We start from the raw sequence: 21,019 nt of genomic DNA, 5'->3' as shown, positions 1-21,019 counted from the left end.
TCATCTGCGTCGAGCATCATACGAAGACCACTAACTCCAAGATTCGAGGTCAAGAACAGTGGCCAAAATTGACCTGAGCAAGGTTCGCAACATCGGCATCATGGCCCACATCGATGCCGGCAAGACGACGACGACCGAGCGCATCCTCTACTACACCGGTAAGTCGTACAAGATCGGTGAGGTCCACGACGGCGCCGCCACCATGGACTGGATGGAGCAGGAGCAGGAGCGCGGCATCACCATCACCTCCGCCGCGACCACCACCTTCTGGCACGACACCCAGATCAACATCATCGACACCCCCGGACACGTGGACTTCACCGTTGAGGTGGAGCGCTCCCTGCGTGTTCTCGACGGTGCTGTCGCCGTGTTCGACGGCGTCGCCGGTGTCGAGCCGCAGTCCATGACCGTGTGGCGTCAGGCCGCCAAGTACGGCGTGCCGCGCATCTGCTACGTCAACAAGCTTGACCGCACCGGTGCCTCCTTCGACCACTGCGTCGAGACCATCAAGGAGCGTCTGCACGCCATCCCGGTCCTGTTGCAGCTGCCGATCGGTGCCGAGGACCAGTTCATCGGCATCGTCGACCTCGTCGAGATGAACGCCAAGACCTGGCGTGGCGAGACCGAGCTCGGCGCTCACTACGAGGTCGAGGACATCCCGGCCGACATGAAGGATGCCGTCGAGGCCGCTCGTGCCGAGATGCTCGAGACCGTCGCCGAGAACGACGAAGAGTTCATGGAGGCCTACCTCGAGGATCCGGACTCGGTGACCGTCGACCAGATCAAGGCCGCCATCCGTCGCGGCGTGCTGGCGTCTGCCTTCACCGCCGTCACCTGTGGCACCTCGTTCAAGAACAAGGGTGTGCAGCCGCTACTCGACGCCATCGTCGACTACCTGCCCTCCCCGATCGACGTCCCGGCCATCTCCGGCTTCAAGCCTGGTGATGAGTCCGTCGAGCTGGAGCGTCACCCCTCCGACGACGAGCCGCTGTCCATCCTGGCCTTCAAGATCGCCTCCGATCCCCACCTGGGCAAGCTGACCTTCGTGCGCGTCTACTCCGGTGTGCTGCACGCCGGTGACCAGGTGCTCAACGCCACCAAGGGCAAGAAGGAGCGCATCGGCAAGATCTACCAGATGCACGCCAACAAGCGTGAGGAGATCGAGAGCATTGGCGCCGGCATGATCTGCGCCGTCATGGGCCTCAAGGACACCACCACCGGTGAGACCCTCTGCGACCCGAGCAACCCGATCATCCTCGAGTCGATGACCTTCCCGGCCCCCGTCATCGAGCAGGCCATCGAGCCGAAGTCGAAGGCCGACCAGGAGAAGCTTTCGAACGCCATTCAGCGTCTCGTCGAGGAGGACCCGACCTTCCGAGTCCACACCGACGAGGAGACCGGCCAGACCATCGTCGCCGGTATGGGTGAGCTCCACCTCGACGTCTTCATCGACCGCATGAAGCGTGAGTTCCACGTCGAGGCCAACATCGGCAAGCCGCAGGTCGCCTACCGCGAGACCCTGCGCAAGCCGGTCGAGAAGTACGAGTACACCCACAAGAAGCAGACCGGTGGTTCCGGCCAGTTCGCTCGCGTCATCATCGCGATCGAACCCCAGGAGCCCGGCTTCGGCTACGAGTTCGTCAACGCCGTCACCGGCGGCCGCGTCCCCAAGGAGTACATCCCCTCGGTCGACGCCGGTGTCCAGGAGTCCATGCAGTTCGGTGTTCTCGCCGGCTACCCGGTCGAGGATCTCAAGGTCACCCTGCTCGACGGCGCCTACCACGAGGTCGACTCCTCCGAGATGGCCTTCAAGATCGCCGGGTCGATGGCCTTCAAGGAGGCCGCTCGTAAGGCCAACCCGGGCCTGCTCGAGCCGCTGATGGCCGTCGAGGTGACCACCCCCGAGGATTACCTCGGTACCGTCATTGGTGACCTCAACTCCCGTCGTGGCCAGATCCAGGAAATGGTTGAGGAGCACGGAAACAAGGTCGTGCGCGCCCTGGTGCCGCTGTCCGAGATGTTCGGATACGTCGGCGACCTGCGCTCGAAGACCTCCGGACAGGCGACCTACTCCATGGAGTTCGACTCCTACGGTGAGTGCCCGTCCACCGTTGCTGACGAGATCATCGCCAAGGCCAACGGGGGCAAGTGAGCCTGCAGTCATATCTGACTGACGAATCGGCCCGGTTCCGCTCGTGCGGAGCCGGGCCGATTGTCTTGGATGGCGGAGAATAACCATCGTCGCAATGTGGCCCTACCGGTTACGCGGGGTCTACACTGTCCTTGGCATTGACATTGTGGATCGAGATGGTCGGAACAATTCAGCTCTCGGTCCCCACGAGAAGGGGCCCTCATGGTCGATCAATCCGGTGAGCATGACGATGATGGCAAGGCACCTGAGGGCGATAATCCAAACGATGTCGGGGATACCTCTCAGCCTGTGACCAACTTATCTTCCGGTACAGCCCAACCCGATACGCCACCCAATTCTGATCCCGCAGACGGGGAACTCCAAGGCAACGCCGCTGACGAGAATACGTCCCCCGACGACATCGACATGTCACAGACGGTGATTCGCCCGTTGCCTCAACCGGGCACCCCCTATCCGCCTCAGCCGGCCGCTACCGTCGGGCCGCAGGGTGGTCCTCAGGGTGGTCCGATGCCAAGGCCGCAGGGTGGTCCGATGCGTGGTCCGGTAGCTGGCCCCCAGGGTGGCCCGATGCCAGGGCCGCAGGGCGGTCCGATGCGTGGTCCGGTAGCTGGCCCCCAGGGCGGCCCGATGCCAAGGCCGCAGGGCGGTCCGATGCCAGCTCCCCAGCCCGGACCCGTGTGGCAGGGTGGTGCCGGTCCTTACGGCCCAGGCCCCGGTCCTCAAAACTGGCAGCCTCAGGGGCCTGGACCCCAAGGGCCGACGTTTCCCCAGCCCGGCTGGAATCAGGGCGGACCCGGTGGCATGGCCACGGCGGGACGAGGCCCCAACTGGTTTGTCCTGGTGGGACGCGTGCTCAAGACGACGTGGCGCGGTAACCCTTCAAGTGCCTTTGGTCTTGTGACACCAATGTTCTGGATGTGGGCGGCCTTGGCCCAGGCCGGAGCCGTCGGCTTCGCCTATGCGAACCTGCTCTGGCGCATGGGAAAGACGGTCGACATCATTGAACATCCCAATTTGTGGAACCTGTTCACCAGGCTCGGAGTGGCGGGAGCACTCAGGAATCCCTCGGTGGCGGACTTCAATTTCGGAGTATGGATCCTGGCATTCCTCCTGACGTTCGTCTTCGCCCTGCTGGCCTTCGCCGTGCGATCCGGTGAGCTCTACTTCATCCATCACATGCGAGGCTCTCAGGTTCCCTTCCTGACGATGGGCAATCTCGTCGCGGTCTCGACGATCTCGGTGTCCGTCGTCGTCGCTTTTGTCGGCCTGCTCTGGCTCTTCCCCTCGAATTTCCTTGTCAGCGCCGGAATGTACCTGCTCCTCATCTTTGGCGGCCTGACGGTTTTCCTGGCGGAACTCATGCTCTACGTCGGCCTCAACCGCAGCGGGCACTTTTCCAAGTCACCGCTGGTTGCCCACGTGTTGTTCAGCGGGGTGTACGTCCTCGTGATCGTTTTGGCAAAGGTGTGCCTGGCCGCGATCTGGATGTCGGCATGACACCGAATCTGATGAGTGAAAGGCGTATGGAGATGACGCATGGAAGAACTGTCGGCTGGTCGCTCCGACGATGTATCGCGTTGTTGTGCGCGGTGGCGTCCCTGGTATTGACCGGGTGCGGGGCCGTTGTCACGACGACGATGACGGTCAACGATGATGGTGCGGGATCGCGGGTCATGACTGCGACTTTCACCAACGACGACTCCGACTCGGCGAAGAAAGTGTTCTCGACGCCGCCAGCTACGATCGACAACAGCATCAAGAAACACATTCCGTCACAGCTTCAGTACAAGGGCTTGCAGGTCGCTGGGAATACCATGACTGCGACGTTCCAGCTGGATTTCTCCAGCCACGACGACTACGTGTCGAAGGTTCAGGCCCTGACTGCGGGCAATAACGACAATCCCACCTCCGACGTCCAGAAAATCAACACCCCGCTTGTTCAAGGCATCGTCGGGAAAGAGAATTTCGAGTCGTCAGACCTACTCGCGTGGATGGCAGACGGGTTCGTTCAGGATGGCGTCATCACAGAGAGCGATGCCGGCTATGTGTTCGATGACGACGGGAACGTGGAGTTCTCGATCGGGGGACAGAAGCTCAATTCCCCGTCTCCGTTGGAGGTTGAACAGGTTGTCGACAATGGATTTGACGCCGTCATCGTCGACCTGGACTTCAAGAGCACCAACTCCGTGGGGGCTGTCGTCTGGTACCTCTCCGAGAAGGTCGTCGGTAAGGACAAGGAAGACAAGATCAACGCCTTCCTTGAGCAGGCGACGAAGGATGGCAATGGCAAGGCTGAGGACGCCTCATATACCGACCTTCCTGAAAAGGCCAGGAATGTCTCCGGAAACTTTGCCTATGCCAAGAAGGTGACGATTGCTCCCGCTGACCTGAACACCCTCAACAAGCGGCTGGCACAGGCCCTGGGAAATCCCTCCTCTGACGTGAAACTGGCGATCGGTGACGTCGAGTGGCCTACCTCCAAGAACAGCGACAACAACTTCCTGGCACATGCGACGGTGACGGGGAACCTCACGTGCGCGGCGATTTGTGCTCGCAAACAGACAGCCGACGGATCACAGTCCGACGACGAGACGAAGGTTCGCACCATTGTTCATTACCCTGACTCGTGGTCCGAGGGTGATGGCACAGGCGACAGCGAGGATGAAGGCGACGAGGAGAATGTCGTCGTCAGTTCCGGGGCAGATGGCGTCATCGGTGAATTCATGCTTCCTCTCGCGGCGAAGAGCAGTGCGGCGACGGTGACCGTCGACCCAGAGGGGGAGGTGTCGTATGTCGCACAATGGGACTTCGACAAGGCATCTGTCGCCCCGCACAAGAAAGCGCTCAAGAAGTTGCTTGAGCAGCGCTTCTCCGTATGGAAGGACGAGGAGAGCACCGACGGCAATGTCGTGCACCTCAAGTACACGGCAAGCGCTGATTCTGCAGAGAAGTTCACGGCCGCTTACTCGAAGGTATCCAACGGAAGCGTCGGAATCGATGTCGAGGAGGGCGATGAGTCGACGTTCAAGAAGCATTGGACGATCAGCGCGACCCAGCTCGATTCGCTTCCGCAGAACGCGACCTTCAAGGTGGTCCTCACCCACGGCAAGTTCGTCGACGGTGGCAAGGAGCAAAGCTGGAAACAGAAGGATTTGTCCAGGAACGGGGTCAGCGTAGAAGCGACAACCCTCAAGTGGACCCCGATCATCGTCTTGATGGTGGTCCTCGTCCTGGTTGCGGGACTCATCGTCCTGGCGATCATCAAGCGCGCCACCATCGCGCAATGGATCAATCGTCAAGCCGAGGCTGCGGGTGCCGCGAATCCTCAGCAGCAATATCAGCAGCAGTACCCGTACCAGAATCAGCAGCGCGGGCAGCAGGGCTACCCGGGTCCACGTCCGGGGCCGCAGGGTTACCCGGGGCAGCAGGGCTACCCGGGTCCACAGGGTTATCCGGGGCAGCAGGGTTATCCGGGTCCGCGTCCTGGTCAGCCCCAGCAGCCTCAGCCGGGGCAGGGGCAGCCTCAGCAGCCGGGCCAACGGCCTGGTGGCCCGGGCCGGCAGGGATACCCCGGTCAGCAGCCTGGTCAGCCGCGCGGACCTCAGGGGTATCCGGGTCAGGGTCCTGGTCAGCCCCAGCAGCCTCAGCCGGGGCAGGGGCAGCCTCAGCAGCCGGGCCAACGGCCTGGTGGCCCGGGTCGACAGGGATACCCCGGTCAGCAGCCTGGTAGGCAGCCTGGTCAGCCGCGCGGACCTCAGGGGTATCCGGGTCAGGGTCCTGGGCAGCCCCAGCCGGGGCAGGGGCAGCCTCAGCAACCCGGCCAACGCCATAGTGGCCCGGGTCAACAGGGTTACAACGGTCAATGGCAGAACGGTCAGTTCCCTGGGGGACGAGGCCCGCAGCAAGGTCCGCGGGGCCCTCAAGGGCCGCAAGGCGGTCCGTGGAACGAGTCAGACCTGAACTGATCGGTGCCGGCCCCGAGCCGACGAGTGAGGTGTTTCGGGGCAGTCCCGGTCGACGGTGCGTCGAGTCAGATGGCTCGACGCACCGCTGGCGTTTTGGATACGGCGAGGCAATTCGATCGCCGGATCGTGTTTGGTTTGACTATCACGACCTCGTGCAGAACAATGGGACAAGTTCCCTGACCTCTGGTCGGGGGCCCGTCCAGAAACGTTCCTGGGAACCTCCCAGGAATACCCACATGACGCGTCCCGTGCACAAGCGGGCGACATTCCAGAAGGAGCCCCAGTGGCAAAGGCCAAGTTCGAGCGGACCAAGCCGCACTGCAACATCGGCACCATCGGACACATCGACCACGGCAAGACGACCCTCACCGCGGCGATCTCCAAGGTGCTGCACGACAAGTACCCGGAGCTGAACGAGGAGTCGCCGTTCGACCAGATCGACAAGGCTCCCGAGGAGCGTCAGCGCGGCATCACGATCTCGATCGCTCACATCGAGTACCAGACCGAGAAGCGTCACTACGCTCACGTTGACTGCCCTGGTCACGCTGACTACGTGAAGAACATGATCACCGGTGCTGCCCAGATGGACGGCGCCATCCTCGTGGTCGCCGCCACCGATGGCCCGATGCCTCAGACTCGCGAGCACGTCCTGCTCGCCCGTCAGGTGGGCGTGCCGGCCATCGTCGTCGCCCTCAACAAGTGCGACATGGTCGACGATGAGGAGCTCATCGAGCTCGTCGAGATGGAGGTCCGCGAGCTGCTGAGCTCCCAGGAGTTCGACGGTGACGACTGCCCGGTCGTCCGTATCTCCGCCTTCCAGGCTCTCCAGGGTGACGAGAAGTGGACCCAGTCCATCCTCGATCTCATGGACGCCGTTGACGAGTACATCCCGCAGCCTGAGCGTGACCTCGACAAGCCCTTCCTCATGCCGATTGAGGACGTCTTCACCATCACCGGCCGTGGCACCGTTGTCACCGGTCGTGTTGAGCGCGGCGTCGTCAAGACCAGCGAAGAGGTCGAGATCGTCGGTATCCACGACAAGACCCAGAAGACCACCGTCACCGGTGTCGAGATGTTCCGCAAGATCCTCGACGAGGGTCGCGCTGGTGAGAACGTCGGCGTTCTGCTCCGTGGCACCAAGAAGGAGGACGTCGTGCGCGGCATGGTCCTCTGCAAGCCGGGTTCCACCACCCCGCACACCGACTTCGAGGGCCAGGTCTACGTCCTGAAGAAGGACGAGGGTGGCCGTCACAAGCCGTTCTTCTCGCACTACAGCCCCCAGTTCTACTTCCGTACCACGGACGTGACTGGCACGGTTGAGCTGCCCGATGGCACCGAGATGGTTATGCCTGGTGACAACACCGACATGACCGTCCACCTGATCCACCCGATCGCCATGGAGGAGCAGCTGAAGTTCGCTATCCGTGAGGGTGGCCGCACCGTCGGTGCCGGTCGCGTCACCAAGATCCTCAAGTGATGTGATCTGACTTTTCGACAAGGCCCGTCCCCTGTGTGGGGGCGGGCCTTGTTGCATGTCTGGGCAGCCTCTGAGCCGGCCGGCCCGGATGTGTGGCGTCGGCTTCCTTCTCCTCCCCATCCCAGACCTACCTGCGCCAGTTGTGTCTCACCTGCGCCAGAAAATCTGGCGCAGGTGAGACACAACTGGCGCAACTGGTTAGAGAGGGACGGTTACTAGGGCAGGGGCCACCAACGGACCCCTACCGCAGCTATCACCGCGGTGCAGAGGTACTCGGTATCGCCTTCGCAATGGCGTCCATGGTCTGACGATCGCTGGGCATGTTCAGCACCGCCGACCAGATGGGGACGAGCTCGCTGTGGTAGTTGTGCCCATGTCCGCCAGGAGGTGTCGTCGACAAGGCCATGTCGGCGGCGACCTGCCAGAAACTTGACCACGGCGTCCACCGGATGTGGGGATTGACGTCATCCCCAGCGCGTTCGCGCATCCAGTCGGGTTCTGACCACAACATCTCCGGGGACCACCACGTCACCGGATCGGACGGATGCTGCACATAGGCGATACGGGTCTGCGTTGACCAAGGCGAATAGGCAGCTCCCCAATGATCGTGGTGGATCTCGTCCGGATTGCCCATGAACCTCACGATTCGGCCATTGTCGATGACGGGCACGATGGCCGGGGAGCCGTCTCGCCGGTTCGCCTCCAAACCCTTCCAAATCGGCGTGAACCCCGGTGTTCCGACCCACACGGCGCCGTCAACCTTGGAGATCATGTCGTCAATGGATGAAAATGCGGACTGGCCGCCGTAAGACCCCAACGACACCCCGCTCGTGTACAACTTCGGGCGAGTTTGCGGGTCGAGGGTGGCCCAGTAGTCGTGAATGACATTGAAGAGGGCTCGGGCGCCCTCCTTGGGAGATTCCCGGTCAAGCAGGAAGGCCCCGACGCTGCCCAGGTAGGAGTACTGCATCGTCGCCGTCGCACAGTCCCCACCGGTGAGGTACTCCACCGCCGAAACCGACCATTCCTCGATCCAGCCAGAGCCCGTTCCGTTCTGAACGACGAGCACCTTGCGGTTGAAGGCCCCCGTACGGATGAGCTCGGCGAGGACGCCATTGGCCTCGGCAATGTAATCGCGACGTGAGTTGAGGCCCGCATACACCCGGATGGGCTCCTTGGCCGGTCGGCCGGTGACCTTCTCGATCTTGGCCGCGTCAGGGCCGTCGGTGACGACGTCCTTACCCTGCCTGCCCAAGCTCTCCCAACTCTGCAACGAGGCAGGAGACCCGGACCGGAGGGGAGAGGTCGGGGGAGTCCGCCCAGCCGCAGTCTGCGCGTTGGTGCGTGCCATGACGTGAGCCACGCCATTGGCCGTCGTCCTGACGATGACGTTGTTCGTCGCCCACAGCAACAGGGAGACGCTCAGCACGACAACAATGATCGCCAGTACTGGCTGGGCGATGAAACGGTGCACGCCGGTGTACAAGTTTCGGATGCCGTGAGCGATGAGACGGATGAGCAGTACGGTCGCGGTGAACAGGATGAGCCCTATGAAGACGCCGAGGGTCTGCGCAGTCCAGACCTTCCGAGGCAACCCGACTGCCTCCGACACCGATTTCTGCTGTTTCGTGCACCACACGAACATCCACCCCGAGATGAGGGCCAGCAGGATGTACCAGCTACGTCTGATGCTGCGCACGGCAGTCGTCGAGACCGTCACCTGCAACCGTGTGATTTCGGCCAGCCAGCGGGAAATCCGCCCGATGAATCCGCCGACCCCGTAGGCGACGAGAGTCGACAGCCACACATTGACCGCCACCATCGACCAGGTCCGGGGAACCAAGGACGGAGTCAGAGCCGTCCAGAGACCGAACAGACCGAAGACGAGGCCAGCAACGCTGGCACGGCGCAGTACCCTCGCTGGCCAACCTCGGTTGGCCAGCCGAGCCGGGAGTCCCCGCTTCGGATCTCGTGGGACGATTTGGGTTGTCAGCGGTGCGTCCTTTCAGAGCCGGTGGCGCCGCGGTCGTCGCCAGGTACCATGGCACACTCTTCCACGTTGCGAGGACAACAAGGGCCTCGGCCCACCACCTTGGTGAGCCGAGGCACTGCTGTGGGTGGAAATCGGTCAGAAGCCGGTGCTGGGCAGAACGGTCGGGCGATCACCGTTGCCGGGCTGGGAGCCGCGTCCGGGCTGGGTTCCGTTGGCAGGATTGGTACCTGCGCCAGGCTGAGAGCCGTCGGCGGGCTTGGTACCAGGCTGAGAGCCGTCAGCAGGCTGGGAACCGTCGCCGGGCTTGGCACCGGGCTTGCCGTCGGTCGGCCACGTCTCCCCAGTCGTGGTGACGAACCAGTTGCGATCGAAGAAGTCCTTCGGATCGATGGTCTTCATCTTCGAGGCGGTGTCGATGAGAAGCTGACGGATCTCGAGGATCTCGTCCCACACGACCGGTGCCTGCGTGACGTGCGGGTAACCGCCGCCACCACTCATCCGGTAGTTGTTGATGGCCAGAACGAATTTCTGGTCGTCGGCGACCGGCGCACCCTGCCACGACAGACCCAGAATCCGCTCGCCGACCGGCTTGGAGATGTCGATCGAGTACTTGACACCGGTGATGGCGTCGTAGTTGTAATCCCAGACCGGCTTGCCCTGGTAGTCAGCCTGGGTGTCGCCGCCCTCGCTGGCCGGGGCCGGATTGACGGTGGCGCCCTTCTTGACCTGCTTGAAGTACTTCGCGGAGTACTCCAGGTAATCCTTGAGCTGGGTGCCGGTGAGCAGGATGCCCGCCAGCGTGTTGTCGAACACGTACAGGCCGGCGATGTCCTTGATCTTGATTTCGCCCTTCGGGAAGGCGGCGGTACGCGAGAACGGCGACACCTGAGCGATGACCGGGATGCCGTCATACTTGCCACCCTTGATGGCCTGGGCGACGGTGTCAGCCTGCACCTTGCCGATGAAGTCAAGGATGGGGGTGTCCTCGACCATCGAGCGCTCGGTCGTCAGCGTCGTCGTCGAGGTGGCGACGACCGAGTTGACGTAGGTGACGGTGGCCTTGTGGTCGGCCTGCAACTCGGCGTCGGAGGCGAACTCCTTGTCCTCCTCGACGTCGCGGGTGTAGCGGGGCGTCACGGTGACCTGATCGTGAACCACAGCAGCCTTGCCGCCGGAGAAGTCCAGCGGAATCGTCACCTGGGACACCGAGCGGGCCCAGTAATCGGGCTGGGTGATGACGACCTTGTGGCCCGAGATGCCGTCCACGATTTCAACCGGGTCGTCGAGGTGTGTGTGACCAATGACGACGAGGTCGACCTCGGGAACAGACTTGGCCAAGACGGTGGCGTCATTCTCGGGCAGGCCCTGGTAGATCGGGGAGGCCTGATCCTCCGAGAGGCCGGCGTGGATGAGCACGACGACCACGTCAGCCCCGTCCTTGCGCAGCTTCACGGAGTACTTGGCAGCGGTCTTGACCGGATCGGCGATGTCAACCTTGCCGGCCAGATTTGCCTTGTCCCAGACCATCGAGCCGGGGGTGGTGACGGCGACCACGCCAACCTTGACCGGGTGGCCATCGACGGTCTTGGTGAGCATGAGGGTGCCCTGGGTGAGCGGCTTGCCGGTCGTCAGGTCGATGACGTTGGCGCACAGCAGCGGAGCCTCGAGATCACTCTTGAACCGGTCGAGTTCCTTGAGCCCGTAGTTGAACTCGTGGTTGCCGATGTTGGCGGCGTCGTAGCCGACCAGGTTGAAGGCGCGAGCCATGACCTCGTCGCGACCGAGCTTCTCGGGTTGCTTCGCCGCGAGGTAGGTCAGCGGGGTGCCCTGAATGGTGTCACCGTTGTCGAGCATCACGACGGAGTCGGCACCCTTCTCGGCGCGGACCTGCTTGACGATGGTGGCCACCCGGCTCATACCCAATGGAGCCGAGGAGCGCCCCTGGTCCGACGCTGGGAAGGGGGCGTCAGCGAAGTAGTCCCAGTCGAAGACGTGACCGTGGATGTCGGTGGTGGCCAGCACGGTCAGCGCGGAGGTGGCAGCAGTCGCCCCCGGGGCGGCGGGAGTGTCAGACGTTGACGGTGCCGCCAAGGAATTCCCGACAGCGCTCATCGCCAGTCCTGCCCCCAGGGTGCCGGCCAGCACGGCGCGACGTGACAGGTTCGTACCAAACGGGTTGTCATGCATGGATGGTGTCCTTCCAATGGGATGGCAAGCACCACCATCCTTGCTGAGGGAAGTGACACCCGGGTGACAGTTCGGTGGATTGCCACCGTCAATCTCACTGGGTCAGCCCTGACGCTTTTGCAGCTGGGCCCATTCGTCGCGCAAACCAACAGTGCGGTGAAAGACGGTGGTGTCCTTGTCGCCTGCGAAATACCCCAGCCTCTCGAACTGAACGACTTCGCCCGCCGTGATGTCGGCCAGAGCCGGCTCAGCCATGACATTGGTGAGGTTTTCCCGCGAATTCGGGTTGAGGTCGTCGAGGGCTTCACCGGTCTGCGAACCCGGAATGCCGGCGGTGAAAAGACGCTCATAGAGGTTGACGGTCACCGGAACAGCGTGGGCAGCCGAGACCCAGTGCATCGTCGACTTCACCTTGCGTCCGTCGGGGGCGGTCCCGCCACGCGACTGCGGGTCGTAGCTGGCGTGGACCTCGGCGATGGTGCCGTCAGGGTTCTTGACGACGTCAGTGGCCGTCACCAGGTAGGCGCCGCGCAGGCGCACCTCGCGACCGGGGGAGAGACGGAAGAACTTGCGGGGCGGGTCCTCGCGGAAGTCGTCGGCCTCGATCCACAACTGTCCGGTGAAGGGGACGCGACGGGTGCCGTCATCAGGATTTTCGGGGTTGTTGACGAGCTCGAACCACTCGACGACCGGCTCGCCGTTATCGTCAGTCGGCCAGCCGTCGAGCACCAGCTTGAGGGGGTGCAGGACAGCCATGCGGCGCTGGGCCGTCGCGTTGAGTTCGCGGCGCACGAAGGACTCGAACTCCTCGATGGCCTTGACCGAGTTGTTCTTGGTGGTGCCGACAGCCTGGCAGAAGGCACGAATGGCAGCAGCCGGGTATCCGCGACGACGCATACCGCGCAGGGTGGGCATACGGGGGTCGTCCCATCCCTCGACGACACCGTCGGTCACCAAGGACTTGAGACGACGCTTCGAGGTGATGGTGTGAGTCAGCTCCAGACGGGCGAACTCGCGCTGCTTGGGGGCCGGGGCCTCCAGTGGCAGATGGGCGAGGAACCAGTCGTAGAGCGGGCGGTGGCTGTTGAACTCCAGGGAGCACAGCGAATGTGTCACTCCCTCGATGGCGTCGGACTGGCCGTGGGCCCAGTCATAGGTGGGGTAGATGCACCACTTCGTGCCGGTGGAGTGGTGGGCCTGGTGACGGATCCGGTACATGACGGGGTCGCGCAGCCACATGTTCTCGGCCTGCATGTCGATCTTGGCGCGCAGACAGCGAGAGCCGTCGGGGAATTCGCCCTTGCGCATCCGCTCCAACAGGTCGAGGGATTCCTCGGCTGGGCGATCACGGTAGGGGCTCTCGATGCCGGGTTTGCCGTAACCACCCTTCTGCTCGCGGATCGTCTCGGGGGACTGGTCGTCGACGTAGGCCAGGCCCTCGCGAATGAGATACTGGGCCCACTCGTAGAGTTTGTCGAAGTAGTCGGATGCGTGGACGACGCGGGCGGGGGAGTAGCCCAGCCACTCGATGTCCTCGATGATCGACTCGACGTACTCGACGTCCTCGGTGCCAGGGTTGGTGTCGTCGAGACGCAGGTTGCAGATGCCGCCGAAGTCCTCGGCGATGCCGAAATCAGTGACGATGGCCTTGGCGTGGCCAATGTGGAGGTACCCGTTGGGCTCGGGAGGGAACCGGGTCTGCACTCGCCCTCCGTAGGTGCCCTGTTCGTTGTCCGCGCGAACGACTTGACGAATGAAATCCGAGCTGGACTCGGAGCCGGAAGCCGGGGTACCTGTGGGTTCTGCCATGGCGGGAACCTTACCGGAGTCTGTCGGTTCTTCCCGATAGACTCCAGGACATCATGACTGACTTGCACCCCGCTCGCACCCGCGTCGCCCCCTCGCCCACCGGAGACCCTCACGTGGGCACGGCCTACATGGCCCTGTTCGACAAGGCGTGGGCACAACGTACTGGCGGCCAATTCGTGCTGCGCATCGAGGACACCGACCGTAACCGTCTGGTGGAGGGATCTGAGGAACAGATCTACCAGACGCTCGACTGGTTGGGCCTGTCTCCCGACGAGTCGCCGCGGATCGGTGGACCGTACGAACCCTACAAGCAGTCCGAGCGTCTCGACACCTACAAACCCCTCGTCGACAAGCTCATCGAGTCGGGCCATGCCTACCGCTGCTGGTGCTCCCAGGACAGGCTCAAGCAGTTGCGTGAGGAGCGCGCGGCCGCCAAGTCCTCCGACACTGGCTATGACCGCATGTGTCTGGGGATGTCCAAGGAGGAGCGAGCCAAGCTGCCGGGGTTCACCGACACCCCCGTGGTGCGGATGCTCATCCCCGAGGACGTCGACCTGGAGTTCGACGACCTCATTCGCGGCAAGGTCCGTGCCCCACGCCCCGATGACCAGGTCATCCTCAAGGCCGACGGGTTCCCGACCTACCACATGGCCGTCGTCGTCGACGATCACCTCATGGGTATCGACACCGTCGTGCGTGGTGAGGAGTGGATCTCCTCGACCCCCAAACACCTGCTGCTCTACAAGTGGCTGGGCTGGGAGGCCCCGGCGTTCGCGCACATGCCACTGCTGCGCAACACCGACAAGTCCAAGATCTCCAAGCGCAAGAACCCGGCTGCCCGTCTGATGTGGTTCCGTGAACAGGGTTATCTACCTGAGGCGCTGCGTAACTTCCTACAGCTCCTGGCCTACCCGACGATCGCTGAAGGCCAGGAGATGGAGGACTTCGACTCCTTCGTGTCGCGGTTTGACTGGGCGAACATCTCCACCGGCGGGCCAGTCTTCGACGTCACCAAGCTCGACTGGCTCAACGGCCAGTACATCCGCAGTCTCGACGCCGACGATCTCACCGATCGCGTGCTTGACTACGCCGACCGCACCGGCCAGGCCCGCGACGTGCTGGGCCGCGACCTGACCGCCGAGGATCGCGGTGTCATTCACGCGGCGATGCCTCTCATCCGCGAGCGTCTGGTGCTGCTGTCGGAGGCCCTGCCCAAGCTGGCCTTCCTGCTGACTGACGACGACGCCCTCGTGTTCGACGAGGACTCCGTGTCCAAGCTCAAGGCCGGTGCCGACGACATTCAGCACGCTGCCCTGGGCGTGCTCAAGGAGCTTGACGACTTCTCTGCTGAGGCCATCCAGGCCGCACTGCGCGCCACACTGTGTGACGAGATGGGCATCAAACCGCGCCTGGCCTTCGCGCCGATTCGCGTCGCCGTCACCGGGTCGCGGGTGTCCCCGCCACTGTTCGAGGCGATGGAGATCCTGGGCAAGGAATCGACGCTGCGTCGCATGGAAAGGTTCTGCGCCCACTTGGATTCCCAGTGAACGCCATACCCCAGGCGGAGTCCGAGGTGATCCCGGAGGCATTCGTTGTTCAGGCGGCGTTGACGACCTCGTGCAGTGAGCCAACCAGGGCGTCAATCTGCGCGTCGGTGTGTCCGGCGTTCAAACACACCCGCAGTATTGCCTCTCCCCTGGGTACTGCCGGGTAGCGAATCGCGCCGACGATGAGACCCCGCCGTGCCAGTTCCTCCTGTGCCTCGACCGCACGCTCCTCGGCGCCCACAGGAACCCGGAGGATCGGCCCGAGATCATGGCTGGCAGGGGCGGAAATGAGTCCCGCCTCGTAGAGATCACGGCGCGCACGGGCCACAGTGGCCTGGAGCCGACGCACCCGAGACACATCAGTTCGCAGGTGATGCACGGACGCGGCCACGCCCGCAGCGATCGCGGGGGAGGGGGCGCTGGAGAACACGTAGCCTCGCGCACACTGCCGGATGAGCGTGGCCAAGGTGTCGTCGGCACAGACGAATCCGCCCTCGACCCCCAGGGCCTTGCTGGCAGTTCCCAGCAAGACGTCCGGTCGCAGGTCTTGGGGCAGACCTTCGGTGACGCCCCGCCCGGTGGGCCCGATGGTGCCGATCCCGTGGGCGTCGTCAACGATGGCCAGGGCGCCGTGCCGGTGTGCGATCCTCACGAGGTCGGCGACAGGAGCGAGGTCACCTCCCATCGAGTAGACCCCCTCGGTGAGCACGATGGTTCTTTCGGTGGTGACGTCTTCAAGAGCAGCATCGACGGCCTCGATGTCCTGATGAGGCACGATCACCGTGCGAGCGCGAGCCAACCGGCACCCGTCGATGAGGCTGGCATGGTTGTCCGCGTCGGAGATGACGGTGACGTCGGGGCCTGCCAACAGTTGCAAGATCGCAATATTCGCCTGGTAACCGCTGGCCATGAGGACCGCCTGCTGATACCCCAACCAAGTGGCGATCTCGTGTTCAGCCTGGCGGTGTGCCACCGATGTGCCCGTGGTGAGGCGAGAGCCACCCGAACTGCACCCCAGCTGGCCGACAGTGTTGATCATGGCCTGCTGGACCAACGGCTCGGTGGACATGCCGAGGTAATCCGAGGACGAGAACAGCAGGGTAGGGCCATCGGTGGTCACGGCGTCAGGCAGTTGAGGTGACGCAAAGGTGCGCGGATGGCGTTCCAGGCCCGAGGCCTGCCACGAGTCGAGACGGGCGTGGATGTGATCATGCCAGGATGCGTTCACACGAGTACGGGAAGGATGCGTGGCAGGTCCGATGAGAACGGGGTGGTTCTCCAACCAGTCCGTGATCAAAACGGGATCTGCACACGAGGTATCCACGAGAATGACGCGGCCCCCGTTGGGGTCCCCATCGGCCTTGACGTTGGTCACCGTCGTGTACACCCCGTCAAGGCAGACATAGCCGCGGGTGTAGTGGGGATCATCAGAGATGCACAGCTCCGCGCAGACTCCCGGTGCCCCAGCAACCTTGCTCGCAAGGAGGACGGCCTCGTGGCGGTGTTTCTTGTGGGCCAGGGTTGTGCCGGGGGCAGAGTCGGTGAGATCCCCGAATCGGGTCACACGAACCCCGCGCAACGGGTCGGTCTCCAACCGTCGACCACTGCCGACCTCGACCATGGCGGCTCCCCGCATCGTCGGTGCGGCGGTGAGGATGCCCAGGATTTCGTCGGGGTTGGGGACGAACCGGGCCAAGACCTCACGGAAGTGGCGACGTGCCGAGTCGACGTCGGGGCACTCGATGAGGTCAGTGGGCAGAGCGGGGACGACAGTGGGCTCGACGTCGAGCTGATCGACGCTGAGTCGTACTTGTCGCGCCTTGACGGTGTGGTCGGGGGACAGTGCGCGATGGGTGAGCCCCTCCACCGTCTGCCCGATCATGTCGGCGGGCACCAGCGTCTCGGCTCCGCTGACGTGGTAGGGCTGGTCGTCACGTGTTCCGGTGGCGTGCATGCGCACACTCCACCACGGTGCAGCCTGCAAGCTGTGCGCTGGAACGGGCATGATGACTCCTCAACCTCGGCAACCCGCCATTATTGAACACCATTCAATTTCTGGGGGTACGGGGAGGGTCGTCATCCCGATTTGCCTTGGTGGCTCATCAATGACAAACTGTACAAGTTGCTCCGAACAGGGCTGCAGTGCGTCACGCTCATGATCCTTGAGATCGAGCCCGGCCACTGAAGCTTGTACGGCAGAGGTGTCACCACCAAGGTGAGTCCGCTGCCGGGCCCACACATGCGGGTCAGCGTCGGAAGCCGGCAGACAAATCCACAGTGTTCACGGGGTCCTCGACGGCTGGTGAGCGGTGGGTGTTGTGCGGTTTGCGATGCGCGACACGCCCGAGCGCGTGGGTCGGGGAGGAGTGATGTGACCTCCCGGTTCTTACGCCAGTGAGAACCGTCAGGTTGGGACCAATGAGGAGTTCGCTCCTCACGCCGGAACCCTCTGGGCGTACCGGACTCCCACGTCAGGGAATCTTGGACGCGGCAGAGACGAGTAGAAGGAACAACTGTGGCGGGACAAAAGATCCGCATCAGGCTGCGGGCCTACGACCACGAAGTCATCGACTCGTCGGCGCGCAAGATCGTCGACACGGTGACCCGTACGGGCGCCAAGGTCGCCGGCCCGGTGCCGCTGCCGACCGAGAAGAACGTTTTCTGTGTGATCCGTTCGCCCCACAAGTACAAGGACAGCCGCGAGCACTTTGAGATGCGCACCCACAAGCGGCTCATCGACATTCTCGAGCCGACTCCGAAGACGGTCGATTCGCTCATGCGTCTCGATCTGCCGGCCGGTGTCGACATCGAGATCAAGCTTCCGTGAGGTTGAGCACCATGACCAATGAACGCACTGTCAAGGGCGTGCTGGGCACCAAGCTCGGCATGACCCAGCTGTGGGACGAGCACAACAAGCTCGTTCCCGTGACCGTCATCCAGGCCGGGCCATGTGTCGTCACCCAGGTGCGCACCCCCGAGACCGATGGCTACTCCGCCGTCCAGCTTGGCTTCGGGGCCGTCAAGGCCAAGAACGTCACCAAGCCGGAGGCTGGCCACTTCGAGAAGGCCGGCGTGACCCCTCGACGTCACCTCGTCGAGCTACGCACCGCCGATGCCTCTGAGTACGCCCTGGGCCAGGAGATCACCGCCGACGTGTTCTCCGCGTCCGATGTCGTCGACGTCACCGGCACCAGCAAGGGCAAGGGCACCGCTGGCGTCATGAAGCGTCACGGCTTCGGCGGCCTGCGTGCCACCCACGGTGTGCACCGCAAGCACCGCTCTCCGGGCTCCATCGGTGGCTGCTCGACGCCAGGCAAGGTCATCAAGGGCCTCCGCATGGCTGGCCGCATGGGTGCCGAGCGCGTGACTGTCCAGAACCTGCAGGTTCACTCCGTCGACGCCGAGCGCGGGATCATGCTGGTCCGCGGCGCCGTTCCCGGCCCGAAGGGGTCCCTGCTCGTCGTCCGCAGCGCCGCCAAGAAGGCCGCCAAGAATGGGGATGCCGCATGAACGAGACCAAGACCATCGACGTCCTTGACGTCAAGGGCAAGAAGGCCGGATCGGCTGAGCTTCCCGGTGACGTCTTCGACGCGAACACCAACATTCCGCTGATCCATCAGGTCGTCGTCGCCCAGCTCGCGGCCGCCCGTCAGGGAACCCACGCCACGAAGACTCGCGGCCTGGTCTCCGGTGGCGGCAAGAAGCCGTGGCGTCAGAAGGGCACCGGACGCGCCCGCCAGGGTTCGACCCGTGCGCCGCAGTGGGTCGGTGGCGGCACCGTTCACGGTCCGCAGCCGCGCTCCTACGCTCAGCGCACCCCCAAGAAGATGGTGGCTGCTGCTCTGCGTGGCGCCCTGTCCGACATGGCTCGCGACAACCGCATCTTCGTCGTGACCTCACTGATCGACGGTGACAAGCCCTCGACCAAGCAGGCCAAGGCCGTTCTGTCCGGTCTCGCTGAGCTGCGCAAGGTGCTCGTCGTCCTGGACCGCATGGAGGAGATCGCCTGGCTGAGCGTGCGTAACCTCAGCGAGGTCCACGTCCTGGCCGCCGATCAGCTCAACACCTACGACGTCGTCAACGCCCGGACCATCGTGTTCAGCCAGGCCGGTCTCGACGCCTTCGTCGGTGCTCGCAGCGCCAGCACTCAGGCCCTGGCCGTCGAGCCAGAGGTCCCCGAGACCAACGTTGCCGACCAGCACCCCTACGGTGAGGATTCCTTCCGCGGGGACAATCCGCCGGCCGGATTCGACATCAAGGGCAACGAGGACTCCATGAAGTTCCACGAGCCGTCGTCTCCGTGGTACGGACGCACCATCGCCGAGGTGTGGTTCCGCACCGCCGAGGCTGCTGAGGCTGCTGGCTTCGTCAACGCCGTCAAGTCCGGCTCCGACAAGGAGGACGCCAAGTGAGCGAGCTGAAGATCCGAGATCCCCGGGACATTATCCTCGCCCCGGTCGTCTCCGAGAAGAGCTACAGCCTGCTCGACCAGAACACGTACACGTTCCTGGTCAAGCCGACTGCCAACAAGACCGAGATCAAGATCGCGATCGAGCAGATCTTCGGTGTGAAGGTCACCTCGGTGAACACGATGAACCGCAAGGGCAAGGCACGCCGCACCCGCTTCGGCATGGGCAAGCGTCCTGACACCAAGCGCGCCATCGTGACCGTCGCCGAGGGTGATCGCATCGACATCTTCACCGGCCCGGTCGCCTGAGCCGCGAGAGAAGGAACGAAGTACCAATGGGTATCCGCAAGCACAAGCCCACCACTCCGGGCCGTCGCGGCTCGAGCGTGTCGGACTTCGTCGAGCTCACCCGCTCGACCCCTGAGAAGTCCCTGCTCGTCGCCAAGCCCAAGACCGGTGGACGTAACAACACTGGCCGCATCACCACCCGCCACATCGGCGGTGGACACAAGCAGGCTTACCGCATCATCGACTTCAAGCGTTACGACAAGGACGGCGTACCGGCCAAGGTCGCTCACATCGAGTACGACCCGAACCGCACCGCTCGCATCGCCCTGCTCCACTACGCCGACGGTGAGAAGCGCTACATCATCGCCCCCGAGGGAGTCAGCCAGGGAACCGTCCTGGTGTCCGGCCCCGAGGCCGACATCAAGCCGGGCAACAACCTGCCGCTGCGCAACATCCCGGTCGGTACCACGGTTCACGCCGTGGAGCTGCGTCCGGGCGGTGGCGCCAAGATGGGTCGCTCTGCCGGCGCGTCCGTGCAGCTGGTGGCCCGCGAGGGCAAGTATGCGACCCTGCGCCTGCCTTCCGGTGAGATGCGCATGGTCGACATTCGCTGCCGCGCCACCGTTGGTGAGGTCGGCAATGCCGAGCAGGCCAACATCAACTGGGGCAAGGCCGGTCGTAGCCGCTGGAAGGGCATCCGCCCGACCGTCCGTGGTGTGGTCATGAACCCGATCGACCACCCCCACGGTGGTGGCGAGGGTCGTACCTCTGGTGGCCGTCACCCGGTGAGCCCGTGGGGCAAGCCCGAGGGTCGCACCCGTAACAAGAACAAGGCGAGCAGCCGTCTCATCGTGCGTCGCCGCAAGTCCGGCAAGAAGCGCTGATTGGGAGTCTGAGACATGCCACGCAGTCTGAAGAAGGGCCCCTTCGTCGACGAGCATCTGGCCAAGAAGGTCACTGCCCAGAACGAGGCGGGCACGCACAACGTCATCAAGACCTGGTCGCGTCGCTCCATGGTCACCCCCGACATGATCGGGCACACCATCGGCGTGCACGACGGCCGCAAGCACGTCCCGGTTTTCGTGACCGAGTCGATGGTCGGGCACAAACTCGGAGAGTTCGCCCCGACCAGGACCTTCAAGGGTCACGTGAAGGACGACAAGAAGGCGCGCAGGCGCTGACGAGAGGGATCT

15 protein-coding genes are annotated in these 21,019 nt (G+C 63.7%); 11 read left to right on the top strand and 4 right to left on the bottom strand.

All coding sequences use genetic code 11. The features are described from left to right. Positions 1–58 precede the first annotated feature (58 nt). From fusA to tuf, 4 genes are all read left to right on the top strand, one after another. Entirely contained in the window at positions 59–2,152 is a 2,094-nt protein-coding gene (gene fusA, locus O6R08_RS08565) for an elongation factor G (RefSeq protein WP_271417747.1), read from the top strand. Positions 2,153–3,001: 849 nt separating this feature from the next. After that, the gene (locus O6R08_RS08560; protein WP_271417746.1) at positions 3,002–3,649 is read left to right on the top strand and encodes a hypothetical protein; all 648 of its coding nucleotides are present in this window, start codon (positions 3,002–3,004) and stop codon (positions 3,647–3,649) included. A 176-nt stretch (positions 3,650–3,825) separates the two neighbouring features. Then, positions 3,826–6,117 (top strand): hypothetical protein, encoded by a 2,292-nt coding sequence (locus tag O6R08_RS08555; RefSeq protein WP_271417745.1) that lies wholly within the window; start codon positions 3,826–3,828, stop codon positions 6,115–6,117. A 283-nt stretch (positions 6,118–6,400) separates the two neighbouring features. Continuing rightward, positions 6,401–7,594, top strand: a complete 1,194-nt coding sequence (gene tuf / locus O6R08_RS08545; protein WP_271417744.1) for an elongation factor Tu — start codon at positions 6,401–6,403, stop codon at positions 7,592–7,594. A 253-nt stretch (positions 7,595–7,847) separates the two neighbouring features. Here tuf and O6R08_RS08540 read toward each other — a convergent pair whose 3' ends face one another. The 3 genes from O6R08_RS08540 to O6R08_RS08530 all read right to left on the bottom strand — a co-directional run bounded on the left by O6R08_RS08540 (position 7,848) and on the right by O6R08_RS08530 (position 13,583). Next, the gene (locus O6R08_RS08540; protein ID WP_456298784.1) at positions 7,848–9,506 is read right to left on the bottom strand and encodes an alpha/beta hydrolase; all 1,659 of its coding nucleotides are present in this window, start codon (positions 9,504–9,506) and stop codon (positions 7,848–7,850) included. Positions 9,507–9,722: 216 nt separating this feature from the next. Continuing rightward, entirely contained in the window at positions 9,723–11,774 is a 2,052-nt protein-coding gene (locus O6R08_RS08535; RefSeq protein WP_271417742.1) for a bifunctional metallophosphatase/5'-nucleotidase, read from the bottom strand. A gap of 102 nt (positions 11,775–11,876) precedes the next feature. Next, a complete protein-coding gene (locus tag O6R08_RS08530; RefSeq protein WP_271417741.1) occupies positions 11,877–13,583 on the bottom strand; it encodes a glutamine--tRNA ligase/YqeY domain fusion protein in 1,707 nt (568 codons plus the stop codon). Between the two features lie 128 nt (positions 13,584–13,711). Between O6R08_RS08530 and gltX the strand changes: the two genes are divergently transcribed. Continuing rightward, positions 13,712–15,130: a glutamate--tRNA ligase gene (gene gltX, locus O6R08_RS08525; RefSeq protein ID WP_271419331.1), complete on the top strand. Its 1,419-nt coding sequence runs from the start codon at positions 13,712–13,714 to the stop codon at positions 15,128–15,130. A 49-nt stretch (positions 15,131–15,179) separates the two neighbouring features. Here the strand turns inward: gltX and O6R08_RS08520 are convergent, their stop codons facing one another. Then, positions 15,180–17,084, bottom strand: a complete 1,905-nt coding sequence (locus O6R08_RS08520; protein ID WP_271419330.1) for a 6-carboxyhexanoate--CoA ligase — start codon at positions 17,082–17,084, stop codon at positions 15,180–15,182. A gap of 561 nt (positions 17,085–17,645) precedes the next feature. Between O6R08_RS08520 and rpsJ the strand changes: the two genes are divergently transcribed. The 6 genes from rpsJ to rpsS are packed head-to-tail and all read left to right on the top strand — an operon-like array spanning position 17,646 to position 21,007. Further along, positions 17,646–17,957, top strand: a complete 312-nt coding sequence (gene rpsJ / locus O6R08_RS08515; RefSeq protein WP_002514870.1) for a 30S ribosomal protein S10 — start codon at positions 17,646–17,648, stop codon at positions 17,955–17,957. Between the two features lie 11 nt (positions 17,958–17,968). Then, positions 17,969–18,640, top strand: a complete 672-nt coding sequence (gene rplC, locus O6R08_RS08510) for a 50S ribosomal protein L3 (RefSeq protein ID WP_271417740.1) — start codon at positions 17,969–17,971, stop codon at positions 18,638–18,640. Beyond that, complete coding sequence (gene rplD, locus O6R08_RS08505) at positions 18,637–19,542, top strand: 50S ribosomal protein L4, sunset domain variant (protein ID WP_271417739.1); 906 nt, start codon at positions 18,637–18,639, stop codon at positions 19,540–19,542. Before rplC ends, rplD begins: the two co-directional genes overlap by 4 nt. Next, the gene (gene rplW, locus O6R08_RS08500) at positions 19,539–19,847 is read left to right on the top strand and encodes a 50S ribosomal protein L23 (RefSeq protein ID WP_004809053.1); all 309 of its coding nucleotides are present in this window, start codon (positions 19,539–19,541) and stop codon (positions 19,845–19,847) included. The genes rplD and rplW overlap by 4 nt, the downstream gene beginning before the upstream one ends. Positions 19,848–19,873: 26 nt before the next feature. After that, on the top strand, positions 19,874–20,710 hold the full coding sequence (rplB, locus tag O6R08_RS08495; RefSeq protein ID WP_271417738.1) for a 50S ribosomal protein L2: 837 nt from the start codon (positions 19,874–19,876) through the stop codon (positions 20,708–20,710). A gap of 15 nt (positions 20,711–20,725) precedes the next feature. Continuing rightward, a complete protein-coding gene (gene rpsS / locus O6R08_RS08490; protein WP_002516048.1) occupies positions 20,726–21,007 on the top strand; it encodes a 30S ribosomal protein S19 in 282 nt (93 codons plus the stop codon). Positions 21,008–21,019 lie beyond the last annotated feature (12 nt).

The organism is Cutibacterium equinum (assembly GCF_028021195.1).
Lineage (GTDB): Bacteria > Actinomycetota > Actinomycetes > Propionibacteriales > Propionibacteriaceae > Cutibacterium > Cutibacterium equinum.
Note: the sequence above shows the minus strand (reverse complement) of the source record. Positions and strands in the feature narration are given on the sequence as shown.